At 74.8% G+C, this 17,656-nt stretch carries 17 protein-coding genes; 7 read left to right on the forward strand and 10 right to left on the reverse strand.

The window, feature by feature from the left end; genetic code table 11:
* Positions 1 to 162 precede the first annotated feature (162 nt).
* Positions 163 to 840, reverse strand: a complete 678-nt coding sequence (locus EL245_RS09395; RefSeq protein WP_126382901.1) for a Crp/Fnr family transcriptional regulator — start codon at positions 838 to 840, stop codon at positions 163 to 165.
* A gap of 243 nt (positions 841 to 1,083) precedes the next feature.
* Between EL245_RS09395 and nth the strand changes: the two genes are divergently transcribed.
* Positions 1,084 to 1,800, forward strand: a complete 717-nt coding sequence (gene nth / locus EL245_RS09400; protein WP_126382902.1) for an endonuclease III — start codon at positions 1,084 to 1,086, stop codon at positions 1,798 to 1,800.
* An 87-nt stretch (positions 1,801 to 1,887) separates the two neighbouring features.
* Here the strand turns inward: nth and EL245_RS09405 are convergent, their stop codons facing one another.
* The 5 genes from EL245_RS09405 to EL245_RS09430 form a co-directional block, all read right to left on the reverse strand.
* Positions 1,888 to 2,817, reverse strand: a complete 930-nt coding sequence (locus EL245_RS09405; protein WP_126382903.1) for an alpha/beta fold hydrolase — start codon at positions 2,815 to 2,817, stop codon at positions 1,888 to 1,890.
* Between the two features lie 330 nt (positions 2,818 to 3,147).
* Complete coding sequence (locus EL245_RS09410; protein ID WP_126382904.1) at positions 3,148 to 3,471, reverse strand: branched-chain amino acid transporter permease; 324 nt, start codon at positions 3,469 to 3,471, stop codon at positions 3,148 to 3,150.
* Positions 3,465 to 4,235, reverse strand: a complete 771-nt coding sequence (locus tag EL245_RS09415; RefSeq protein WP_126384321.1) for an AzlC family ABC transporter permease — start codon at positions 4,233 to 4,235, stop codon at positions 3,465 to 3,467. Before EL245_RS09415 ends, EL245_RS09410 begins: the two co-directional genes overlap by 7 nt.
* A gap of 177 nt (positions 4,236 to 4,412) precedes the next feature.
* Positions 4,413 to 5,909, reverse strand: coding sequence for a hypothetical protein (locus tag EL245_RS09425; RefSeq protein WP_126382905.1), 1,497 nt, complete (start codon positions 5,907 to 5,909; stop codon positions 4,413 to 4,415).
* 78 nt (positions 5,910 to 5,987) lie between these two features.
* The gene (locus EL245_RS09430; protein ID WP_126382906.1) at positions 5,988 to 6,986 is read right to left on the reverse strand and encodes a hypothetical protein; all 999 of its coding nucleotides are present in this window, start codon (positions 6,984 to 6,986) and stop codon (positions 5,988 to 5,990) included.
* Positions 6,987 to 7,478: 492 nt separating this feature from the next.
* Between EL245_RS09430 and EL245_RS09435 the strand changes: the two genes are divergently transcribed.
* A complete protein-coding gene (locus tag EL245_RS09435; RefSeq protein ID WP_232009946.1) occupies positions 7,479 to 8,414 on the forward strand; it encodes a Fic family protein in 936 nt (311 codons plus the stop codon).
* 22 nt (positions 8,415 to 8,436) lie between these two features.
* Here the strand turns inward: EL245_RS09435 and EL245_RS09440 are convergent, their stop codons facing one another.
* On the reverse strand, positions 8,437 to 9,369 hold the full coding sequence (locus tag EL245_RS09440) for an HAD family hydrolase (RefSeq protein WP_126382907.1): 933 nt from the start codon (positions 9,367 to 9,369) through the stop codon (positions 8,437 to 8,439).
* A gap of 252 nt (positions 9,370 to 9,621) precedes the next feature.
* Here EL245_RS09440 and EL245_RS09445 point away from each other — a divergent pair, with 252 nt between their 5' ends.
* The 4 genes from EL245_RS09445 (at position 9,622) to EL245_RS09460 (ending at position 14,058) form a co-directional block, all read left to right on the forward strand.
* Positions 9,622 to 10,734 carry a cellulose synthase operon protein YhjQ/BcsQ gene (locus EL245_RS09445; RefSeq protein ID WP_126382908.1) on the forward strand — a complete coding sequence of 371 codons (1,113 nt, stop codon included), beginning with the start codon at positions 9,622 to 9,624 and terminating at the stop codon, positions 10,732 to 10,734.
* Between the two features lie 41 nt (positions 10,735 to 10,775).
* Positions 10,776 to 12,023, forward strand: a complete 1,248-nt coding sequence (locus EL245_RS09450) for a TadA family conjugal transfer-associated ATPase (protein WP_232009712.1) — start codon at positions 10,776 to 10,778, stop codon at positions 12,021 to 12,023.
* Entirely contained in the window at positions 12,020 to 13,336 is a 1,317-nt protein-coding gene (locus EL245_RS13715) for a hypothetical protein (RefSeq protein WP_232009713.1), read from the forward strand. Before EL245_RS09450 ends, EL245_RS13715 begins: the two co-directional genes overlap by 4 nt.
* Positions 13,337 to 13,545: 209 nt before the next feature.
* Positions 13,546 to 14,058 (forward strand): PH domain-containing protein, encoded by a 513-nt coding sequence (locus EL245_RS09460; RefSeq protein ID WP_126382909.1) that lies wholly within the window; start codon positions 13,546 to 13,548, stop codon positions 14,056 to 14,058.
* 117 nt (positions 14,059 to 14,175) lie between these two features.
* Here the strand turns inward: EL245_RS09460 and EL245_RS09465 are convergent, their stop codons facing one another.
* Together EL245_RS09465 and EL245_RS09470 are read right to left on the reverse strand one after the other, a co-directional pair.
* Entirely contained in the window at positions 14,176 to 14,706 is a 531-nt protein-coding gene (locus tag EL245_RS09465; RefSeq protein WP_126382910.1) for a carboxymuconolactone decarboxylase family protein, read from the reverse strand.
* Between the two features lie 32 nt (positions 14,707 to 14,738).
* On the reverse strand, positions 14,739 to 15,320 hold the full coding sequence (locus EL245_RS09470; RefSeq protein ID WP_126382911.1) for a peroxiredoxin: 582 nt from the start codon (positions 15,318 to 15,320) through the stop codon (positions 14,739 to 14,741).
* Between the two features lie 390 nt (positions 15,321 to 15,710).
* On the opposite strand from EL245_RS09470, the gene EL245_RS09475 reads away from it, so the two are divergent.
* Complete coding sequence (locus EL245_RS09475) at positions 15,711 to 17,276, forward strand: DUF7059 domain-containing protein (RefSeq protein WP_232009714.1); 1,566 nt, start codon at positions 15,711 to 15,713, stop codon at positions 17,274 to 17,276.
* Between the two features lie 124 nt (positions 17,277 to 17,400).
* Here the strand turns inward: EL245_RS09475 and EL245_RS09480 are convergent, their stop codons facing one another.
* On the reverse strand, positions 17,401 to 17,655 hold the full coding sequence (locus EL245_RS09480) for a hypothetical protein (RefSeq protein WP_126382912.1): 255 nt from the start codon (positions 17,653 to 17,655) through the stop codon (positions 17,401 to 17,403).
* Position 17,656 lies beyond the last annotated feature (1 nt).

The following is a 17,656-nucleotide window of genomic DNA, read 5'->3' on the forward strand; positions in this document are numbered from 1 at the left end:
GGCGCCGGCACGCGGGACGAGAACGCGGGACGACCGCGACAAGGCGAGTCGTCCCGCGCTCGCGGCGGGAGAGCATGTCTGCGAGGTCCGACGGGCGACGCAGCCCGGGCCGCGCCCGACGGGCACGACCGGGGCCTGCTCCTCGTGGGCCTCCTCGTGGGCTCAGCGGGCCCGGCGGCGCAGGCGGTCGACGTCGAGGAGCGTGACGGCCCGTCCCTCAAGGCGGATCCACCCACGGGAGACGAACTCGGCGAGCGACTTGTTGACCGTCTCGCGAGAGGCGCCCACGAGCTGGGCGAGCTCCTCCTGGGTGAGGTCGTGGGGGACGTGCACGCCGTCCTCGGTGGGGGAGCCGAAGCGGTCGGCCAGGTCGAGCAGCGCCTTGGCCACGCGGCCCGGGACGTCGGAGAAGACAAGGTCGGCCAGGGCCGTGTTCGTGCGGCGCAGGCGCTGTGCCAGGGCGCGCAGCATGTCCTTGGCCAGCGCCGGGTGGGACTCGATGAAGGCCATGAGCTGGCCGTGCTCGAGCGCGAGCAGGTCGGTGGGGGCCACGGCGGTGGCGGTGGTCGAGCGCGGACCCGGGTCGAACAGGGTCAGCTCACCGACGACCTCGCCGGGACCGAGCACGGCGAGAAGGTTCTCTCGGCCGTCCGCGGAGGCGTGACCGAGCTTGACCTTGCCCGACAGCAGGATGTAGAGACGGTCCCCCTGCTCGCCCTCGTTGAACAGGATCTCGCCGCGGCGCAGGGTCGTCTGCGCCATCATGGCGCGCAGCTCGTCCTGCTCCTCGGAGCTCATTCCCTCGAAGAGCGGGATCCTGGAGATGATGCTGTCTTCCACGACGGTCCTCCTGTGGTGTCGTCTGCTGGGGGCCCGGTGCCCGGGCATTCCGTTAGTCCGTATGTTCCTGACCTGCCCCATCCTGCCATGGCTTGTGACCTGTGGCACGCCGTCGTGCATTGTAGTCTTCGCGTGTCTCGGGTCAAATGAGGTCGCAGGCGCGTCGTCCCGCGAGGACCGACCGGAGCGGGCCCGGGGTCTCGAGGCACGGGTGAGGCGTCGCAACGGACCGGGGGATGCACGATGGCCAGGACGAGGGGCGCGGCGAGCGCGCCGGCTGCGACGGCGGCCAAGGCTTCCAAGGCTCCGGAGGCTCCCAAGGCTCCGGAGGAGCTCAGGCGGCGGGCCGCCGCGGTTGACGACGAGCTGAGCCGGCACTATCCCGACGCCCGCTGCGCTCTCGTCCACGACGGCCCCTTCCAGCTCCTCGTGGCCACGGTCCTGTCGGCCCAGACGACCGACGCCCGGGTCAACACGATCACCCCCGAGCTGTTCGGGCGGTGGCCCGATCCCGCGGCGCTGGCGGGAGCGGACCGTGCCGAGCTCGAGGCGCTGCTGCGGCCGCTGGGGATGCAGCGCACCCGGGCCGAGCGGCTCATCGGTCTGGGGGCCGCGCTCGCGGACCGCGGCGGCCAGGTCCCCTCCGACGTCGAGACGCTCCAGACCCTGCCGGGCGTGGGACGCAAGACCGCCAATGTCGTGCTCGGCAACGCCTTCGGAGTCCCGGCCATCACTGTTGACACCCATGTCGGGCGCCTGTCGCGCCGCCTGGGATGGACGACAGCGAGCGATCCGCGCGCCGTCGAGCGCGACATCGCCTCCCTGTGGGAGCCGTGGCGATGGACCGACGGCTGCCACCGCCTCATCGAGCACGGCCGTGCCGTGTGCCGTGCCCGCTCCCCACTGTGCGAGGACTGCGCCCTGGCCACCGGCCTGTGCCCTCGGGTCGGCGTGGCCTGAGCCTGGGCGGCCGGCTGCTGGCGCCGTCTGCCGCCCACGGGGGTGTCAGGGTCCTGCCGCCAGGCCCGTCGGCGCCGGACAGGCCCGTCAGGCTGTCTCGGCGAGGAAGGGCAGGAGGACCTCGACAAGCACATCGGGTGCCTCGAGATGAGGGAAGTGGCCGACGCCGCGGATCGTCACCTGGTGGAGCCTGCCTGCCACGTGGTGGGTGTCGCGGGCATAGGCCTGAGCGGGCTGGACGGGGTCGAGCTCGCCCTGGATGGAGAGCACAGGGACCGTGACCGGTGAGCTGAGCGCGGCGGCCTCGGCCCGCGACAGCCGGGTGCGGCGCACCGTCTCCAGGGCCGAGCGTGCCGCACCGGGACGTGCCATGAGCGCGGCGTAGTACCCCGCGGACTCAGCCACCTCCGACTTCGTGCGCGGACCCGCCCAGGAGCGCAGGAGCCGCTCGACCCCCGCTGTCGTGCTCAGGGAGCGCTCGGGCAGCACGGGGGTCTTGAAGGACAGGTACTGCAGCGCCGATCCGGAGAAGGACCGGCCCCGCAGGGACCGGACGGCGACCGGGTGCGGGGCCCCGACCGGGACGATCGCGGCGGTCGTGGACGGGGACAGGCCCGCCAGCGTCCAGGCGACCTGCCCTCCGAGGCCCGATCCGACGACGACGACCCTCTCGTGCCCCAGGGCCCTGACGACCCCCATGACGTCGTGGGCGAGGGTGACGAGGTCGTATCCCGTCGGGGGGCGGTCCGAGCCGCCGAAGCCACGCAGGTCCATGGCTGCCACGCGGTGTCCGGCGTCCGCCAGGCGGGGAAGGGTCTCGTGCCAGGTCCACCAGCACTCGGGGAATCCGTGTAGGAGCAGGACCAGCGGGGCGGGCGCCCGCCCCTGCTGAGCGCCCGCATCGGAGGAGTCGGGGACCGGGGCCTCGGGTCCGGCGAGGGCGAGGTGGAAGCGGGTTCCTCCGACGCTCAGGTCGCGGTGGGTCCAGGGTCCGGGTCTGTTGACGGTCACAGGCACGCAGGACAGCCTAGATGATTGATTCCAGGGGGTGGGGTGAGGGCGCGGGCCGGTACGCACGAGGCCCCGTACTCACTGACCGACCCCGGTATCAACGACCCAGCCCCGTACTCGCTCGCCGACCCCCGGACTCACCCACCGACGACGAGCGCGATGTCCCGCGCGACAGGCCCGCCCACCACCATCTCGCCGGCCAACCCTCTCGACGCCGCCTCCCCGCACTCGCCAACCGCTGACAGCCACCGCCCCCGTGGAGTCAATCGCCGAGGCCGGGCACCGGGGCGAGGACGACCCGGTGGGAGCCCAGAGGACAGGCGGCGCGGCCCAGGCTCAGGTCATGAGGAGGGAGACCACGACGTAGACGACGGTGCCTCCGATGAGGGACAGGGCGATGGACCGGCGCCACAGGTGCAGGCCGGCCGTCGCACCGATGCCGGTGGCCGCAGGCGCCCAGGTGGTCGGGTCGAGGCTCACCTCGCCCAGCGTGTAGGCCACGAGCACGATCATGACGCCCAGGGGCATGGCCGTGGACAGGAAGGCGAGCAGGGGGCTGTGTCCACGGCCGCGCAGGAGAGCGAAAGGCGCGATCCTGCACAGGAAGGTGATGGCTGCTACGACGACGACGGCGAGGAGGACCTGCGTGGTGCTCAGCATGAGCCGCTCCTCGGCTCGAGGGCGGCGCTCCCGGGGTCGGGAGTCGGCGGGTCGGCGGCCGGGAGCGGCTCCGCGCCCCGGGACCCGCGTCGTCGCCAGGCGTAGAGGGCCACGAGCCCGGCGGCCAGGACCCCCAGGGCGCTGAGCAGCGCGGCGGAGCCCCCCGTGGCGAGGGCCACGCCCCCGGCGCACAGGCCCAGGACGAGGACCGCGGGATCGGGGTGGCTTCGCCAGTTCTCGATAGCGAGCACGACGAAGAGCGCGGTGAGGACGAAGCCGAGCAGCTCGATGCGCTCCCCGACCACCGAGGCAAGCCCCGCACCTGCCAGGGCGCCCACGGTCGTCCCGCTGATCCAGGCGCTGTGGCTGAGCGCCTCGACGGTCAGGACGTAGCGCCCGCTCATCGCGAGACGGTCCTTGGAGGCCAGGAGCGCGTAGACCTCGTCAGTGATGGCGTGGACGGCGTAGAGCCGGGCCAGCCGGTTCCCGCGCACCCGGTCCAGGGGGAACCCCAGTCCGTAGAACACGTGCCTGCCCGAGACGAAGGCCGCCGAGGCGGCGATGGCCGCCAGCGGCTCCCCCGCGGCGGCCAGGGGGACCAGGAGCATCTGCATCGTGCCCGAGTAGATGACAAGGCTCCACGCAGGTGCCCACCACCAGGCAAGCCCAGCGGCGCTCAGGAGCATCCCGGCGGCCAGACCGAGGGTGACGTACCCGATGACGACGGGGACTGCATCGCGCGCACCGTCTCGGACGGTGTTCATCGGCGCGGTCGGGAACGTGGCAGGCACCGCCCCAGGGTACGGGCCACCGCCCGCGTACGGGTCCGGACAGTGGCTCAGTCGGTCCTGTCGGCTCTGTCGGTCCTGGCGTTCCTTGGGGCCCTGTCGGCTCTATCGGTCCTTGGGGCCCTGTCGGTCCTGGCGCCACCGACTGGCGGCTCAGGCGGCGTGCCGTCCGCGCAGGGCGTTCTCCTGCTCGCGGCGACCTGCTCGTCGGGCGGAGTGGGAGACCCACCCCACCATGATCATGAACAGGCCGAAGGCGAGGAACTTGCCGGTGACGGCGTCGGTCCACAGGTAGGTGGCGAGGTCCGCCCCCAGATCGGAGTGGATGGTCAGGCGCTCGAGCGTCGGGGTGAGCGTGCTGGAGAGCACGCTGGGCAGGGCGACGGCGACGAGTCCGATGAGGGTGGACAGCACCCCGACGACCGTGACGCCCAGGCTGGAGCGGCGAGCCGTCCACAGAGCCAGGGCCAGGGCGACCGCGCCGACAGTCAGGGCGAGGAGGGCGCTTGCGTTGAGGGCGAAGCGCAGGGGGTCGGCGGCCTCGACCGCCCGGGCGGCTCCCAGGTGGAGGAAGTACCAGGACACGGGAAGTGCCACGACGGACACGAGGACACCCGCCCAGTGGGAGCCTGCGCGTGAGGGCGGGCGCCCCAGCGTGACCGAGCCGTCGAGCAGGACCTCGTCCTCGCTGCGCTCGGTGCTCACGTGCCTGCCGTGCCCGCTGCGGGACGCTCCCGTCCCCGCGGCCTGGAGCTCCTCGGGCCGCCCGGGCCCGGCGGTCGGGGGCTGCCGCTCGGCGTCCTGCCTCGAGGGGACCGCGGGAGCGGCCGGGGAGGGGCTCATCGAGGCGGCGCGGGCCTCGCCGCGCGAGACGGGCTGCGTGACCGCCTCGGCCGGCTCCTCCTCGGTCTGGTCAGAGGGGATGAGGGAGCGACGGCGCACGGCGGTGTCCCCGGGCTCGCGGTGCGGGGCTCGGTGCTGGGCGCGTGCGGCCTGGCCTCCGGCGGCAGGCGTGGCCGGCGGGGCCTGGCTCTCAGCGGCAGGCGTGGCCGGCGGGGTGGGTACGGCCGGCGGGGTCGTGGCGTCCGTGGTCTCCGTCGCGGGCTCCCCGGAGGGTGACACGGGCGCGCCTGAGGGTGGCACGGGGACGGCGGTGGAGACGGTCACCGGTGCGGCCGGTGCGGCCGGTGCGGCAGGCGGGGCCGGGCTGTCAGCGGCAGGCGTGGCCGGCGGGGTGGGTACGGCCGGCGGGGTCGTGGCGTCCGTGGTCTCCGTGGCGGGCTCCCCGGAGGGTGGCATGGGCTCGCCGGAGGGTGACACGGGGATGGCGGTGGAGACGGTCACCGGACGCACCGGAGCCCCGGGGGACTCGATGGGCCCCTCGGCAGGTTCGGCGGTCGGCTCCGCAACCGGGTCGGCTGGGGTCTCCGCCTCGGCAGAGCCGACCACCGAGCCGTCCAGAGGGGTCGTTGCCAGGCTGTCCCCGCCGTCCCTGCTGGTGCGGACCGGCTGCGTGGCGGCGGGGGGCACGGCCTCCGCCTGGTCGGAACCGGTCCCCGTGCCGGGCTCCTCGGCGTCCTTGGGCCCGGGCGAGCCCAGGGGGACGCCCTCAGGGGCGTCGTCGGGGGTGCTGGCGCTCTCGGTACTCACATGACCTCCTTCAGGCTGTCTCACGTTATCGGCATGCGGCACCCATGGCACGCAGGCGTGCCGGTGGGCCCGGCCGGCTCAGGCTCCCGGGCGGGTCACGCCGAGGGGCGGCGTCGCCAGGTCGGTGGACCGACGCTCGGCGAGTACCTCGAGCCGGCCCCGGCGACGAGCCAGATGGGCTCCCCAGCCGAGCGCCATGAGCACCAGGCCGGTGCTGACAAGGGTCATGGCCCGGGGGTCACCGGGCAGCCAGCGGTCGAGCACCGCGAGACCGGGCAGGCCGGGCAGCGCCACCGCGAGGAGCGCGGGCAGCCCGACGACGACGAGCAACGGGCCCGTCGCCCTGGCGCCCAGGCTCGACCTGCCGGTCAGCGCCGCCCCCGCGGCCAGCAGGCCCCAGGCACAGACCGTCCCCGCCCAGGCGCCTGCGCCCGGGGCGCCCGTGACCACCTCGGTACCGGCCCCGTGCAGCACGACCAGGGAGATGACGAGCGCCGCCAGGGTGAGGGGCAGGGAGGCGATGTGGTCGCGGCGTCGCGACGGCGGTGCCGACGGGGTCATGCCCACGGTCCGGTCCTGCTGCGCCAGGCGTGCCGCCAGACGAGCCTCTGCCCTGCCTGCGCGCCGGGCGTGACGCATCCCCCACGCGCCGCCGACCAGCAGCGCCGAGACGGCGAGCACGGCACCGGTGTGGGCGAGATCGAGCAGCCGCGCTGCCGTCGTCGAGGAGGCGGCGCTGCTCCCGGAGAGCAGCACGAGCTGGACGACGAGGGTGACGGTCCCTGCCGCGAGTCCCCCCAGGGAGGAGCGCGCCGCGAACAGGGCCTGCCCGCCGGCCGACACGACGAGCAGGACCGCGAGGAGCGCGAGGGTCAGGAGGACACGGCCCTCGTTGGCGCCCTGGAGAGCCAGGGCGATGAGTGCCAGAGTGAGCGGGGCGAGGACGAGTCCGGTGCACGCCGACACGACGTGGTCGCCCCGACGGGAGCGGGGGGCTACGGGCAGGCCGCCGGATGGGGTGGGGGCCGGGTCCGCGGCTCCGGCGGCGGAGGGCGACAGCGGGGTCTGGGGGCTCACGGCTGCGAGCCTAGATGATCGGCTCCACGGGGAGTGGGTCGGTGCGGGGGTTCGTAGGTTCCGTGCTGGTGGGGACGGGCTCCCAGGGTGGGGCCTCGTCGGTTCCGTGCTGGTAGGACGGGCTCGCAGGGTGGGGCTTGCAGGGTGGGGGCTGCGTGCCGGCCTGTCTCCTTCGGGGCGCCCGGTTCGACCTCCGAGGGCCGAGCCCCCGACCGCTCCCGCTCAGCCCACCCCTGCCCCGACTTCTCTGGCGTCCCTCGACCGGTCGAGAGTTACATGACCGGTCATGTGTGGGTCGACCGTCTATGTGACGGCGATTGCCCGGTCGAGAGTTACATGACCGGTCGACGGGGGGCGTCGGGGCGCAGCACGGTGTCCGGGCGGCCAGGGACAGGGCCCCGGCGCCCGCACGCTGTCGCCCGCTCCGGTGCAGGGCCGGGACGGGACCGGGACGCGAAGCGGTCGGCCGCTACAGTGGGCACGGTGACGAGGATGGTGGTGGGCCTGGGGCCCCGGCCCGGTGGGAGCCCCCGGCACGGTCAGTCTGATTCCGACGCGCTCCGCGGGGCGCTGCGGGCCCTGGCGGCCGACCAGCAGGTCGTGGGGGCCGAGCAGGCCCTGCGGGAGGCCTCCGCCGAGCTGCGGTGGAACGAGGCGCTGCGGCGTCGGTGGCGGGAGGCCAGGGCCGAGGCGGCGGTGCGCTGCGCAGTTGCCTCAGCCGCTGCCGAGGGGGCCGTCGTGCCGGCCGGGGCTCTGCGTGAGGCCGTGGCGGGCAGGGGACTGGGTCGTGCCGTCACCGGCGACCCCGCCCTCGACGCCGCCGCCGGACTGTGGCGAGCCGGCGTCCGCCTGACGACCTGGATGCCTGAGCTGCGCGGGACGGGCCGGCCCACCCCGCCCGGGGCGAGGGCGCTCCTGGCCTCACTCCACCGCGACGTCGTCGGGCCCCTGGCCGCAGCCGGACGGATCGGCTGGGGGGAGGTGGCCGTGCCCCGTGAGCCTGGGGCCGATCCCCGAGAGGCGGGTCCCGGTCCGGCTCCTGACGGCGCCGGGCTGCGCGCGCGCCTGACGGGGCTCCTCAGGCTTGTCGAGGTCGAGGAGGCGCCGGCCCTCGTGCGGGCGGCGGTCGTCCACGGGGAGATGATCGCCGCCCGTCCCTTCACCGCCGGCAACGCGGCGGTCGGGCGCCTGCTCCTGCGCCACCTCGTCACCCGTGACGGCCTCGAGCCCACAGGGACAGCGGTGCCCGATCTCTACGTCGCCCGCGCGCCGGGGGCCTATGCCGAGGCTGCGGCGGCCTACGCCTCGGGCGAGCCCCAGGGCGTGACCGCCTGGGTCCTGTGGCAGGCGGAGGCGCTGCTCGTGGGCATCGAGGAGGCCCACTCGGTGTGCCGAGCCGTTCAGGCAGGCACGACCGGCAACGCCTGACCCCACCGGCGGGCGCCCCCGGTCAGCGGGTCCCGGCGGGCCGGAGGGCCAGGTAGGCCGCCGTCCCGACCAGGGCGGAGACCCCGATGACGATGCCGACGCTCAGGGCCACGACCGCCCCCGAGGGGCGGGGCAGGTGACAGGCACCCGTCGTGGCCCAGGGGCGAGGCGGCTGGAAGGGGTGACGCAGATCGACCGGGCGGGTGAAGTCCCGCACGGGCCACCCCGAGTCAGCCGCCAGGCGTCGCAGCTCGCGGTCGGGGTTGACGGCCACCGGGTGCCCGACCGCCTCGAGCATGGGCTGGTCCGAGATCGAGTCCGAGTAGGCCCAGGAGCGCTCGAGGCTGATGTCGTGGGCGGCGGCGTCGGCCGTGAGGGCGTCGACCTTGGCGCCGTGGAGCAGGGAGTGGGCGATCCGCCCGGTGAAGCGGCCCTGCTCGTCGACCTCCATGCGCGTGGCCACGGCCCTGTCGGCCCCGACGAGCTCGGCGATCGGCTCGACCATCTCCGCCCCGGAGGCGGAGACGACGACGATGTCGTGACCGGCACGACGGTGCGCCTCGATGAGGTCGAGGGCCTCGGCGTAGACGGCGGGCGCGATGGCGGTCGCCAGGGCCTCGCGGACGACCTCCTGGAAGCGGTCGCGCTCGACCCCCGCCGACATGCGGGCGAGGTGGGTCATGAGGCGCGCGGTGTGGTCCTCGTCGGCGCCCACGAGCAGGTAGGGCAGCTGGGCGACGACGCCGCGGGCCAGGGACGCCGTCGAGATGATCCCGCTGCGGCGCATCGGCGTACCGAGTGCGAGGGTCGTCGAGGTGGCCAGGATGGTCTTGTCCAGGTCGAAGTAGGCCGCTGTGCGCTGCCGCGCCCGGCGGCTCGCGCGACCGCCTCCGGCGCGCGGCGCGGCGCGGCCGTCGGTGGGCTCCTTGGTGGGCTCGTCGGTGGGCTCGTTCATGAGCGCTCCTCTCGCCGGTCCGTTCCCGCCTGACCCCGCGAGCCTAGATGATCCGCCCCGACAGGTGGGGCCGAGGACGAGCACGAGTATCGCTAGAAACTCGATTGCTAGCGATGTCGGGGTGTCCACAGACCCCCCGTGCGGTGCCCTCGTCCACAGGGCTGGGCGGGCTCGGGTGCACCGTGACGCCGGGCGCCCCACGCTGGTGGGAACCGTCCCGCGCTCCGCGGGCACCCACCCCAGGAGAGCCTCATGGACGACCACCCGCCCGACTCGCCACTGGCCCTTGCGCCCGGGGTGCGCGTGCTCGTCCCCTCAGCACGTCCCGGCACGGAGGGGACCTCTCTGGCGCCCGGTGCCGGTTCGGGCCTCGATCCGAATACCGACCGGCTCGTGCGGGCCTGCACCTCCCACGCGCCCCTGTCCTGCCCGCTCGACGCCGATCCGCTCCTCGAGGCACGACGTGTCCTCAAGGAGGGCAGGGCCGAGGCGGTCGTCGTCCTCCTGCCGGGGGAGGCGGTCGACGCGGCGCCCACTGGCGAGCGCGTCGTGGTCGGCAGCCTCGAGGAGTGCGCGGGGGCGGATGGCTCCGACGCGCTCGTCGCCCTGCTGCTGGCCGCCCAGGACCCTCCTCGCGCCCGTGTCCTCGCCCTGACCGGAGCTCGCGGGGGACTGGGGACGAGCACCTTCCTTCTCCACGTGGCTCGCTCCTGCTCCGCGCGCGGGCAGCGGGTCGCGCTCCTGGACGCCGACCCGGCAGGCGGGCTCGGCCTGCTCATCGGCGCCGACCTCCTCCCCGGTCTGTACTGGGCGGACCTGCCCGACGGGGAGGCCGCGTTCCGGCCCGAGCGGCTGGTCAGCGCCCTGCCGACGTGGCTGGGCATGCCCGTGCTCACCGGGGACGGGCGCGGGGGCCCGGCCTCGCCCGAGGCTCTGGTGCCCGCCCTCGAGGCCCTCCGCGCCCGGCACGACCTCGTCGTGGTCGACCTGCCCCGCGGTGCTCCCGCGCCCCCGGGCTCGACCGTCCTGCTCGTGTCGGCCCTCGACCTGCGCTCTGCCGTCGCCGCCGAGGCCCTGTCCCGGCGTCTGAGGCAGGCGGGAGGCCACGACGACCTCCACCTCCTCGTGCGCCTCGACGGCGAGGACGTCTCCGCCGAGGAGCTGAGCGTCATGGTCGGCGCCCCGGTGCTGGCCACCATCGTGCGCGAGCGCGCGGTCGCCCAGCGCATCGCCCACGGGGACGACCCCACCAGGGGCCGGGGCCGCCTGCGCACCCAGTCCAGGCGGGTGGCGGCCCGGCTCCTGGGAGCCGGGCAGGCAGGCCCGGGTCGGGACGAGGGTGCGTCCTGCCGGAGCGTGTCGTGACCGGCCCGGTCAGGGTGGTCCGACCCCAGGATCCCCAGTCGGTGCCCGAGGACGAGAGGCGGGGCCTCGAGGTGGCGCGGGTGCGTCGCGCGCTGGCTCGCGGTGTCTCCCTGGACGCCGCCCTGGGCGCAGGGGCCGAGCCGACGACCGGAGCGGGCGGGCTGGCCCGCCTGAGCAGGACGGTGCGGGCCGAGGTCGAGGGCGCGGGGCCGGTCCTCCAGCCGCTGCTCGACACCGAGGGCGTCACGGACGTGCTCGTCGGGGCGGGACGCACCTGGATCGACCGCGGTCAGGGCCTCGAGGAGGTCGAGGGGGCTGTCCTGGAGGAGGCGGAGGCCCGTGCCCTGGCGGTGCGGATGGCTGCGGCCTGCGGGCGCCGGCTCGACGACGCCTGCGCGGTCGTCGACGCCACCCTGCCCGACGGGACCCGGCTCAACGCCGTCCTGCCGCCGCTGAGCGCCGACGGCACGCTCATCTGCCTGCGCACCTCGCGCCGCCGCGCCTTCACCCTGGCCGAGCTCGTCGACGCGGGCACCCTCGCCCCGGGCCTCGACCTCGTCCTGGCCGCCCTCGTGTCCTCGCGGGCCTCCTGCCTCGTCACGGGGGCGACGGGGACCGGCAAGACGACGCTCCTGGCGGCCCTTCTCGGACTGGTCCCGGCCACCGAGCGGATCGTGTGCATCGAGGAGGCCAGCGAGCTGCGACCCGCCCACCCCCATGTCATCCACCTCCAGGAGCGCGGGGACAACGTGCAGAACGTCGGGGCGGTCCCCATGACGGCCCTGGTGCGCACCGCCCTGCGCATGCGCCCCGACAGGATCGTGCTCGGGGAGTGCCGTGGCCCGGAGGTCCGTGACGTCCTGACCGCTCTCAACACCGGTCACGAGGGCGGGTGGGCGACCCTGCACGCCAACTCCCCCTCAGACGTCCCGGCGCGGCTGACCGCCCTGGGGGCCCTGGCGGGGCTGAGCGAGCAGGCTGTGGCCGCCCAGGCCGCCAGCGCACTGGACGCCGTCGTCCACCTCCGGCGCACCGCCGCGCCCGGCCCCGGTCCGGCCCGGGCGCGCCGTTACGTCTCGGCGGTGGGGGTGCTGCGGCGCACGAGCTCGGGCGTCCTGCTGTGCCGGGACGCGATCCTCATCGACCCTCAGGGGCGTGCGAGCGCGGGCCCGGAGGTGGGTCGGCTCGCCGCCCGCCTCGGTGCCGACACGGTCGAGGCCGCGCTGCCCGGGCTGGGCGGAGCCGACCAGGAGGCGCTCCCGGCCACCGGAGGGCAGGGGGAACCGTGAGCGCCGACACCCTCCTGCCCGGCCTTCTCCTCGCTCTGGCGGTGGCCGTCCTGCTCATGCCCGCCCGCCGTGGCCTCCCGAGGCGAGTCCCGCCTCCAGGGCCGGCGCACGAGCCCGGACCGAGGGAGCCGATCGACGTCGGGCTCCTGCTCATCGAGGTCGCGACCCTGCTGCGTGCCGGCGCCACCCCGCAGCGGGCCTGGTCGCGGGCCCTGGGGCGCGCGGGGGTCCACGAGGGCGGGGAACCGGCTCAGGACGGCGTCCCGCCCGCACTCCTGGCCCTGGGGCAGGCCCCTGGTCCCTGGTGGTCGCGACGCCCTGCCGTCCGCCGGCGGTGGGCGGGTCCGGGCACGGGACGACGGCGTGCCGAGCGGCGCCGGGCCGCTCGCGCCGCCCGTGCTGCGGTGCCCGGGGCGGTGGCCGCCTGCCGCCTGACCGCGGCCCTGGGCGCCCCCCTGGCGGGGGTCCTCGAGGAGGTCGCAGCCGGCGTGGCCGAGTCGGGCAGGGCCGAGTCCTCCCGGCGCGTCGCGCTGGCAGGGCCCAGCGCCACCGCCCGACTCCTCGCCCTGCTCCCGCTGGCCGCCCTGGGTCTGGGCACCCTCGTGGGGGCGCGCCCCCACGAGGTGCTCCTCGACGGGGGCAGGGGGACCGTCCTCGGGCTGCTCGGGCTCGTGCTGGTCGTGGCCGGGCAGGTGCTCACGAGGCGTCTGGTCGCCGCGGCGGTCGCGGAGGCCGCCGCGGTGGACGAGGCGCTCGTCATCGACCTCGCCTCGGCGGCCCTCGACGCGGGGGCCTCCCTCCCCGGGACCCTCCTGGCGCTCGGCTCGGCCCTGGGGGAGGAGGAGCTGGCCGTCGTCGGGCGCGCCCTGCTGCTCGGCGCCTCCTGGGACGAGGCGTGGCGGGCCGCCGACCCCCAGGAGGCGGAGGCGGGACCCGGCTCCCGGGCCGCCTCGAGGAGCGCCGTGTCGGTCCGCTGGGGCGCAACCGCGCGGGCCGCCTCCCGGGGGCGGGGACCCACGCACCGGTCCGTCTGGCCGCTGGGCCGCACGGGGCGCCCGTCCTGCCGTGAGCGCTGGTCCCGCCTCGAGGGCTGCCTGCGGCCCGGGTGGGAGGACGGAGCCTCCCCCGGTCCGCTGCTGGCAGGCACCGCCTCGGCCCTGCGGGCGGGCCGTCGCGCCCAGGACGAGGAGGCGGCCGAGCGTCTGGCGGTGCGTCTCGTCCTGCCCCTGGGGGCCTGCTCACTGCCCGCCTTCGTCATCCTGGGCATCGTGCCGGTCGTGCTCAGCGTCGGGACCGAGGTGCTCCTCGGATGACGGCGCTGACGGCGCCGGAGGCCCCGCCGCACGCTCCGTCACGGGACCGTGGTGGGACCGGGGTGAGCCCGTGGTGGGACCGGGGCGGGGCCAGGGGCGGGAAGGCTCCCTCCGGGTCCAGGCGGAGGCAGGCGGTTCCGGGAGGCTCCAGACGACTCGGGACGGCTCCGGGCGTCTCCCGGCGACCCCGGGCATGGCACGATGGGCACATGGCTCTGTCGAACAAGCTGCTCAGCCGGGACGAGGTCGTGGTGCGGCACATGCACACCCACCCCAAGGTGCTCCTGTGGCGGATCGTGGGGTGGGTGGTCCTGCTCGCCGCGGCGGTCGCGGCATCGGTCCTCCTCCCCGACTCGTGGGCGCCGTGGGGGCTGGTCGCCCTGTGGGTCGCCGTCCTCGTCGTCTCCGTGCCCCTCATGTTCCTGCCGTGGCTGCGCTGGGTGACCACGACCTACACCGTGACCTCGAAGCGAGTGATCACCCGCGCGGGGATCCTCAACAAGTCCGGGCACGACCTGCCGCTGACCCGTATCAGTGACGTCCAGCAGGACCGGACCGTCACGGACCGGATCTTCGGCTGCGGCACCTTGAGCCTCCAGACCAGCTCGGACGACCCGCTGCTCCTCGTCGACGTCCCCAGGGTCGAGATGGTGCAGCTCGAGATCTCCAACCTCCTGTTCAACGACGTCCAGGGCGCGGTCGACGCCGATCCCGAGAGCTGAGACCCAGGTCCTCGGACCGCCTCGCACGCTCGGGGCGGGCTCGGGACATGCTCAGGGGCCCGGTGAGCGCGGGTGTCGCGCTCACCGGGCCCCGTGAGCGAGGACCTTCCGGCCGGATCAGCCGAGGGCCTCGACCGCCTCGACCGCCTGGGCGACCCCGGCCAGGGTGCCGGCGATGCGCACCGACTCCCAGACCTGCTCAGCGGACAGCCCCTCGGCGCGGACGGTGGCCTCGTGGGAGGCCACGCACTTCTCACAGCCGTTGATGGTGGACACCGCCAGGCTCCACAGCTCGAAGTCGACCTTGTCGACCCCGCCCGAGCTGCCGATGATGTTCATGCGCAGGCCCATGCGCTCGTTGTCGTAGGCGCCGCCCAGGAAGTGGCGGGCGCGGTAGACGACGTTGTTCATCGCCATGATGGACGCCGCGCCCAGGGCGGCGTCGTAGGCGGCCTCGCTCAGGTGCTCCCTGGCCTCCTCGGCCACCTGGACGAGGACCGACTCGTTGCGGGTAGCGGCCGCGGCGGCCAGGAAGGTCCCCCACTGCTGCTGCTCGGTCAGGGTCGTCGAGCGGGTGAGCGTCGACAGGTTGAGCGACAGGTCCTTGGCCCACTCGGGCAGGGCGCTGCGCAGCGTCGCGATCGTCATCGTGTCTCCTTCGTCGTCGGTGGTCGGGCCGCTCAGCGGGACATCTCGTTGAGCACGTCGATGGTGGCGGCGCCGGCCTTCCAGTTGCAGGCGCACAGCTCGTCGGACTGGAGGGCGTCGAGCTGGCGGAGGACCTCGTCGGTGTTGCGCCCCACGGACTCGGCGGTCACCGACACCGACTGGATGACGTTGTTCGGGTCGACGATGAAGGTGGCCCGGTCGGCCTCGCCCGTGGCCCGCTTGATGCCGAGGGCCTCGACGAGCTCGCGGCTGAGGTCGCTGGCCATGGGGAAGGGCAGGTCCTGAAGCTTGTCGTGGCTGCGGCGCCAGGCGTAGTGGGTGAACTCGTTGTCCACTGAGACGCCCAGGACCTCGCAGTCGCGGTCCTTGAACTCCTCGTAGAGGTCACCGAAGGCGGCGATCTCGGTGGGGCACACGAAGGTGAAGTCCTTGGGCCAGAAGAACACGACGCGCCAGGTCCCCTCGGGCACCTCGGAGGACACGGTCGTGAAGTAGTCCTCGGGACGGGTGGCGTCGACGTCCTTGAGGTTGCCGGGGATGACGGCAGTGAGGTTGTAGCTGGGGAACTGGTCACCGATGGTGAGGACGGGCATGGTGGATGCTCCTGGTTGGTTGTGTGGGTCTGGGTCGGTCTGTGCCGGCCGGTGTCGAGCGTGCTCGAGGCCCTCGCGGCGGTCCGCGATCGGTCCCGCCGCGGGCACGTGGGGGGTGGACGGCTGCAACGCTAGAGAGCCCACGCGATAGGCGCAACCATCGATAGTCCTATTAAATAGTAATCGACGCCTAATTAAGGCGGATGGTGGGGCAGTCGTGCCGTGCTGCCGACCTCGGCTTCGCCGGGCGCTGAACGCCGGGGCGGCCCCGGCGCGCCCGGTCAGGGTCCTGTCGTCATGAGGAGGTGGCGGTGAGGTGGCGGTGAGGTGTCGGTGAGGTGACGTTGACCGGTGCTGCGATCGGGCCGCGCCCCGTCTAGCCTCGGTGCCGTGACCTCATCCCACCCCGTCGCCACGGACGCGCAGGCGAGATCCTTGCGCGCTGACCTGGAGGAATCGGGCTGGGGCGTCGAGTCGGTGGCCCGGCTCCTCGGGCCGGCCGCCGACCGGGCCCTGCGCCGCGAGCTGCGTGCCCCCGCTGCGCGCGTCGTGCGCTCCGTGCTCGAGGAGGCGCGCCGCCGCGGTGGCCGGCCCGACCCGGTGTCCGTGCTCACCGCGCTGTTCATGCTCGGTGAGCCGGTCGGCGCCGATGAGCTTGACGCCGCGCTTCCGCGGACCAGGGCGGCCGGCGCCCGCGCGATCGGCCTGGTCGAGCCCGACCCGGCACCCGGGCTCGTGCGCGCCGTCGTCGACCTGCGCCCCCACGAGGCCACCGACGCCTCCGGTCACGTGCGCTGGTGGGTGGCCTCCGACGTCGGCGAGCTCGTCTCCGGGCGGTCGCTCGCGCCCGACCACGTCCTAGGCATCGGAGGGGCGGGGCTCACCCTGGCGGGCCTGACGCCCCGTGAGCCCGTGGGCACCGCCCTCGACCTGGGCACGGGCTGCGGCATCCAGGCGCTCTACCTCCTGCGTCACGCCGAGCGCGTGACCGCGACCGACGTCTCCGAACGGGCCCTGGCCTTCACGGCCTTCAACGCCGCCCTGGCGGGCACGGCCCCCGGGCGCCTGGAGCTCGTGGCGGGCTCCTTCCTCGAGCCCGTGGCCGGTCGCGCCTTCGACCTCATCGTCTCCAACCCGCCCTTCGTCATCACCCCGCCCGCCGTGCGGCGGGCCGGGGTGCCCCTCATGGAGTACCGCGACGCCGGGGGCCCGGTCCTGCCGACTCTCCTGCCCGCCGTCTCCCGGCACCTGAGCGCGGGCGGCACGGCGGTCATGCTCGGCAACTGGGAGCACCACGCCGAGCAGGGCTGGCGCGAGCGGGTCCGCGGGTGGCTGCCCGCCGAGCTGGACGCCTGGGTCGTCCAGCGCGAGGTCCAGGACCCTGTGGAGTACGCCGCCATGTGGCTGCGCGACGGAGGGACCGCTCCCGAACGAGACCCCGCCGGCTTCGAGGCGGCCCTCGGCGCCTGGGTGGAGGACTTCGAGGACCGGGGGGTGGCTGGGATCGGCTTCGGCTACGTCATCCTGCACCGCCCCCGCCGGGCGCGTGCCCCGTGGAGGGAGCTCGAGGAGATCAGCACCCCGACGGCGCCCGGCCTGGGGGAGCACGTCGCGCAGGTCATCGCGGTGCGCGAGGCACTGGCCTCGATGGACGACGAGGAGGTCGCCGGCCTGCACCCCGTCCTCGCCCCGGACGTCACCGAGGAGCGACACTACCGCCCCGGCCAGAGCGACCCCTCCGTCATCATGCTCAGGCAGGGAGGCGGCTTCAGGCGGGCGCTGCCCGCGGGGACCGCGATGGCGGCGCTCGTGGGGGTCAGCGACGGTGAGCTGTCGGTGAGGCAGGTCGCGCAGGCCGTCGCGGCACTGAGCGGCTCGGAGCCCTCGGCGCTGCTCGAGGAGATGGTCGGGCACGCCCGGGTCCTGCTCCACGCGCGAGTGCTCACCCTCGGCTGACCGGCGGCTCGACCTCCTCTTCGTACCTTGTGCGTTGAGAGCGTACGAGCAAGGTGCGAACTCGATGCTCAAGGTACGAACAGGGTGCGGGCTGAACGCGGGTCCGTGCGGAGCCGGTGCGGGCTCAGCCCTGGTCGTCCCGCGAGCCCGGCGTGGGGCCGTACCACCAGCGCACGGCGGCGCGCAGGAGGACGGATGTGAGCAGGATCGAGACGGTGAAGGCGATGACGCTCGTCGACTCCGGGCTCGTGGGGGCGACCGCCTTGACGAGCGCGGTGACCACGAGCCCGGTGAGCACGCAGACGACGACGTGCTCGACGATCGCCAGGACCGGCGGGCGTCCGGCCGGACGGCGCAGGGCGGGGGAGGTGTGTGACATG

The sequence above is a fragment of the Actinomyces howellii genome, assembly GCF_900637165.1.
Lineage (GTDB): Bacteria > Actinomycetota > Actinomycetes > Actinomycetales > Actinomycetaceae > Actinomyces > Actinomyces howellii.

Excerpts from the sequence above, each read along its gene's own strand:
- nth (WP_126382902.1), top strand. The coding sequence starts at position 1,084 with ATGGCCAGGACGAGGGGCGCGGCGAGCGCGCCGGCTGCGACGGCGGCC.
- EL245_RS09410 (WP_126382904.1), bottom strand. The coding sequence starts at position 3,471 with ATGCTGAGCACCACGCAGGTCCTCCTCGCCGTCGTCGTCGTAGCAGCC.
- EL245_RS09415 (WP_126384321.1), bottom strand. The coding sequence starts at position 4,235 with ATGAACACCGTCCGAGACGGTGCGCGCGATGCAGTCCCCGTCGTCATC.
- EL245_RS09435 (WP_232009946.1), top strand. The coding sequence starts at position 7,479 with ATGGTGGTGGGCCTGGGGCCCCGGCCCGGTGGGAGCCCCCGGCACGGT.
- EL245_RS09440 (WP_126382907.1), bottom strand. The coding sequence starts at position 9,369 with ATGAACGAGCCCACCGACGAGCCCACCAAGGAGCCCACCGACGGCCGC.
- EL245_RS09445 (WP_126382908.1), top strand. The coding sequence starts at position 9,622 with ATGGACGACCACCCGCCCGACTCGCCACTGGCCCTTGCGCCCGGGGTG.
- EL245_RS09460 (WP_126382909.1), top strand. The coding sequence starts at position 13,546 with ATGGCTCTGTCGAACAAGCTGCTCAGCCGGGACGAGGTCGTGGTGCGG.
- EL245_RS09465 (WP_126382910.1), bottom strand. The coding sequence starts at position 14,706 with ATGACGATCGCGACGCTGCGCAGCGCCCTGCCCGAGTGGGCCAAGGAC.
- EL245_RS09470 (WP_126382911.1), bottom strand. The coding sequence starts at position 15,320 with ATGCCCGTCCTCACCATCGGTGACCAGTTCCCCAGCTACAACCTCACT.
- EL245_RS09480 (WP_126382912.1), bottom strand. The coding sequence starts at position 17,655 with ATGTCACACACCTCCCCCGCCCTGCGCCGTCCGGCCGGACGCCCGCCG.